Below are 4,268 nucleotides of genomic sequence, written 5' to 3' on the forward strand. Positions count from 1 at the left end.
AAGGCCTATATCAAATGGGAATGCCAGGATGCGTGATCATGCCAAATCCGAATTTCCAGACGTGGGGTTGCTCAATCGCATATTTGCACTGAACTTATTCTAGCACCAGAAACTGGAACCGCAGACCAGGCATGTGTAATCGACGGATGTTGCATTGAGCATGCTGTGATCTGCAAATTGGCATTTACGCATACGAACGAACTGGATGCCAAAACGGGACGACTAGCTTTACCAAAAATAAATGGGTTTCGTGAGTTTATGATTGGAGGAGGACCGCAAAAGATGATCGCAGATCAGACTTGTACTGCCTGTGTGCCCTCTCGCGGGAGCGCTCAACATTGATCGAAGGTTGGATCGACAGTCTTACGCAGTTTACGTCATACCAGATCGCATTCGTAGCCCTGATCTCAGGGAGTGCCGTCTTTTTGATTAAAGCACTTCTCACCCGCCTCTGGCACCGCATAGGGCAATCAAATACCCGATGGATTATCATTGATGGCTCTAACGTAATGTACTGGAAGACAGACAAGCCTCAACTCGAAACCGTGCGAGAGATTGTCAAAAAACTGATCGGTTCAGGTTGGTCGGTCGGCGTAGTTTTTGACGCCAATGCTGGTTACCTGGTGTCTAACAAGTATCGTCACGACGCGTACTTTGCCAAAAAGCTTGGCTTGCCCGAAGAGCGAGTGATGGTTGTGCCGAAAGGGACCCCAGCCGATCCGTTCATTCTGACAGCTGCCCGCGACTACAAGGCAAGGATCGTCACCAATGATCGTTTCCGGGATTGGGCGGCCGACTATCCCGAAGTACTTACTGCGGGCTTCCTGGTACGAATGAAAAACCGCGATGGACGGCTGTGCTTGATGCCAGATGTGCTAACCGATTGGACTGCAAAATAAGTATTGTGCGCTTCGTGCAAAGCGTTTCAACGCACCCGACGCAGCGCACACTCGACTCAACCAACTTCCAATTACATTCTTCAGTGCCGTTCCAACAAAAAGCCCCCGACACTCTCGCGCCGGGGGCTCTTCAACTTCTACGGGGTGACGCTCTCCTGCATTTGCTTTGCAAATGCCCTGCCGCGCATTGTTTAGGGAAGACTTACCAATCTTCTCTCACTACAACCCGTGTCTTGATCGGCAGCTTCATCGCGGCAAGGCGCAGGGCCTCGCGGGCGACATCGTCGTTCACGCCGTCAATCTCGAACATCACGCGTCCAGGTTTCACCTTGGCTGCCCACCGGTCGACAGAGCCCTTACCTTTACCCATACGCACTTCGATGGGTTTGGCTGTCACTGGCACATCGGGGAAGATCCGGATCCAGACCCGGCCCTGACGTTTCATGTGACGGGTCATGGCACGACGCGCCGCCTCGATTTGACGTGCAGTCACACGCTCTGGCTCGGTTGCTTTCAAACCGTAAGTGCCAAAGTTCAGGTCAGACCCGCCCTTTGCCAGACCCTTGATCGAGCCCTTAAACTGCTTACGGAATTTGGTACGCTTTGGTTGAAGCATCTAAATGCCCTCCGATCAACGACGACCGCCTGCACCGCGAGGTGCTGGGCCGTCCTGGAGTTCCTGTGCTTTACGGTCACGCGCCTGAGGGTCGTGCTCCATGATTTCACCTTTGAAGATCCAAGTCTTGATCCCGATGATACCATAGGCAGTTGTTGCCTCGACGTGTGCGTAATCGATGTCGGCCCGCAGGGTGTGCAGGGGCACGCGGCCCTCACGATACCATTCGGTCCGCGCGATCTCGGCACCACCAAGGCGGCCCGCGACGTTTACGCGGATGCCCAAGGCACCCATACGCATGGCGTTCTGTACCGCACGCTTCATGGCGCGACGGAAAGACACCCGGCGCTCCAGCTGTTGTGCGATGCTTTCACCAACCAAAGCGGCGTCCAGCTCGGGCTTGCGCACTTCAACGATGTTGAGGTGCAGCTCGCTGTCTGTCAGGTTCGCCAGCTTCTTTCGCAGACCTTCGATGTCTGCACCTTTCTTGCCGATGATGACACCGGGACGGGCTGTGTGGATCGTAACGCGGCACTTCTTGTGCGGACGTTCGATGATCACACGGGCAACACCGGCCTGGTGGCACTCTTTCTTGATGAACTCACGGATTTTCAGGTCTTCCAGCAGAAGATCACCGTAATCCTTGGTGTCGGCATACCAGCGGCTGTCCCAGGTGCGGTTCACCTGCAGGCGCATGCCGATCGGATTGACTTTGTTACCCATCAGGCTTGCTCCTCAACTTGACGCACTTTGATCGTGATTTCCGCAAAGGGCTTCATGATCTTGCCGAAACGACCACGGGCGCGCGGGCGTCCGCGTTTCAGGGTCATGTTCTTGCCGACCCATGCTTCGGCGACAACCAGTTCGTCCACATCCAGGTTGTGATTGTTTTCTGCGTTGGCGATGGCCGATTGCAGACACTTTTTCACGTCCTGTGCGATCCGCTTTTTCGAGAAGGTGAGGTCCGTCAGGGCCTTGTCCACTTTCTTGCCACGGATCATTGCGGCGACGAGGTTCAGCTTTTGAGGGGACGTGCGAAGCATGCGCGTTTTCGCCATTGCTTCATTGTCCGCAACGCGGCGTGGATTCTTATCCTTGCTCATTTGCGTTTCGCCTTCTTGTCAGCGGCGTGACCGTAATAGGTCCGCGTGGGCGAATATTCCCCAAACTTCTGGCCGATCATCTCTTCGGACACGTTCACGGGAATATGCTTGTGGCCGTTATATACGCCAAACGTCAGACCCACGAACTGGGGCAGGATCGTCGAGCGACGCGACCAGATTTTGATGACTTCGTTGCGACCGCTTTCGCGCGACGCTTCCGCTTTCTTCAGCACATAGCTGTCGACAAACGGGCCTTTCCAAACAGAGCGAGACATATCTTAGCGCCCTTTCTTCTTGGCGTGACGCGAGCGGATGATCAGCTTTTGCGACGCTTTGTTCTTGTTCCGGGTCCGAGCACCCTTTGTCGGTTTGCCCCATGGGGACACAGGGTGACGACCACCCGATGTCCGGCCTTCACCACCACCGTGCGGGTGATCGATCGGGTTCATGACGACACCACGAACACTTGGGCGGATGCCCTTGTGACGCATGCGGCCCGCTTTACCGTAGTTCTGGTTGCTGTTGTCAGGGTTGCTGACGGCGCCAACGGTGGCCTTGCATTCCTGGCGCACCAGACGCAGTTCACCTGAAGACAGGCGGATCTGGGCATAGCCACCATCGCGGCCCACGAACTGGGCATATGTGCCAGCGGCACGCGCGATCTGACCACCCTTGCCGGGCTTCAGTTCGATGTTGTGAACGATCGTTCCGATCGGCATGCCCGAAAAAGGCATGGCATTGCCGGGTTTGATGTCTGCTTTCATCGACGAGATGATTTGATCACCAACCGCGAGACGCTGAGGGGCCAGTACATAGGACTGTTCGCCATCTTCGTATTTCACGAGGGCGATAAACGCGGTCCGGTTGGGGTCATATTCGATGCGTTCGACGGTTGCCGCCACATCCATTTTGTTCCGACGAAAATCGACGATCCGATAGAGGCGTTTCGCGCCCCCGCCTGTGCGGCGCATCGTGATCCGTCCGGTGTTGTTCCGTCCGCCAGATTTGGTCAAACCCTGTGTAAGGGATTTGACCGGGCGGCCTTTCCAAAGCTCCGAACGGTCGATCAGTACCAGCCCACGCTGGCCCGGCGTCGTCGGCTTATACGACTTGAGTGCCATGATTGCTGTCTTCCGTTTTGCTGTCTGCGACCCGAAGGCCGCTTTTGGTTATAGGCCCCCGTAGGTGCCCGACTTGGTATGTTCACGGGCCGGAAGCTGTGCTCCGGCCACGAACAAAGACAAAGCCCCGGACGAATCCGGGGCGATGCCGATGGGTGCGTGTATTCAGGCTTCACCCTGCGGTCAAGCAAGTTCCTAGATGTGATGAGGTTTCTTCCAAGTTCTGATCGGCAACGGAGCGCGATGGCGCCCATAGCCAGAAAGTCTGTCTGCCTCAGAATCTCGTAAACTATTCGGCGCACATGAACAGGGATCGCGTTCGAGGCGTTGATGACAACTTTAGATAAATGGCAAACAGGGTCCAGAGTTAAGGCCAGGAAGAACCTTTCTGGACCCTGCCATCTTGCCACTCGTTACATACATTCAACAAAGGCAACCCAGAACCGTACACCTAGGCAGCACACCCATTAATTCTTGTTTGATTGCATAGTTTTGTGATTCAGTTTCGTTCAAACAACGGGCGGGAGGA

Annotated in this window: 6 protein-coding genes; 1 reads left to right on the top strand and 5 read right to left on the bottom strand. The window is 55.3% G+C overall.

Annotated elements, in window-relative coordinates; all coding sequences use genetic code 11:
- Positions 1-338: 338 nt before the first annotated feature.
- Positions 339-899, top strand: a complete 561-nt coding sequence (locus LC354_RS26520; RefSeq protein WP_223428951.1) for an NYN domain-containing protein — start codon at positions 339-341, stop codon at positions 897-899.
- A 202-nt stretch (positions 900-1,101) separates the two neighbouring features.
- Here LC354_RS26520 and rplP read toward each other — a convergent pair whose 3' ends face one another.
- Genes rplP through rplB form a run of 5 tightly spaced genes read right to left on the bottom strand, consistent with a single transcriptional unit; the run spans position 1,102 to position 3,739 of the window.
- Positions 1,102-1,515, bottom strand: coding sequence for a 50S ribosomal protein L16 (rplP, locus tag LC354_RS26525; RefSeq protein ID WP_013963219.1), 414 nt, complete (start codon positions 1,513-1,515; stop codon positions 1,102-1,104).
- A gap of 15 nt (positions 1,516-1,530) precedes the next feature.
- Positions 1,531-2,238 carry a 30S ribosomal protein S3 gene (rpsC, locus tag LC354_RS26530; RefSeq protein ID WP_223428952.1) on the bottom strand — a complete coding sequence of 236 codons (708 nt, stop codon included), beginning with the start codon at positions 2,236-2,238 and terminating at the stop codon, positions 1,531-1,533.
- A complete protein-coding gene (rplV, locus tag LC354_RS26535) occupies positions 2,238-2,618 on the bottom strand; it encodes a 50S ribosomal protein L22 (protein WP_223428953.1) in 381 nt (126 codons plus the stop codon). The genes rpsC and rplV overlap by 1 nt, the downstream gene beginning before the upstream one ends.
- Positions 2,615-2,893 (bottom strand): 30S ribosomal protein S19, encoded by a 279-nt coding sequence (gene rpsS, locus LC354_RS26540; RefSeq protein WP_025059469.1) that lies wholly within the window; start codon positions 2,891-2,893, stop codon positions 2,615-2,617. Before rpsS ends, rplV begins: the two co-directional genes overlap by 4 nt.
- A gap of 3 nt (positions 2,894-2,896) precedes the next feature.
- On the bottom strand, positions 2,897-3,739 hold the full coding sequence (rplB, locus tag LC354_RS26545; RefSeq protein ID WP_223428954.1) for a 50S ribosomal protein L2: 843 nt from the start codon (positions 3,737-3,739) through the stop codon (positions 2,897-2,899).
- Positions 3,740-4,268: the final 529 nt, after the last annotated feature.

Origin of the sequence: Tateyamaria pelophila, assembly GCF_019966495.1 — a bacterium.
In the GTDB taxonomy this organism is placed as follows: Bacteria; Pseudomonadota; Alphaproteobacteria; order Rhodobacterales; family Rhodobacteraceae; genus Tateyamaria; species Tateyamaria pelophila.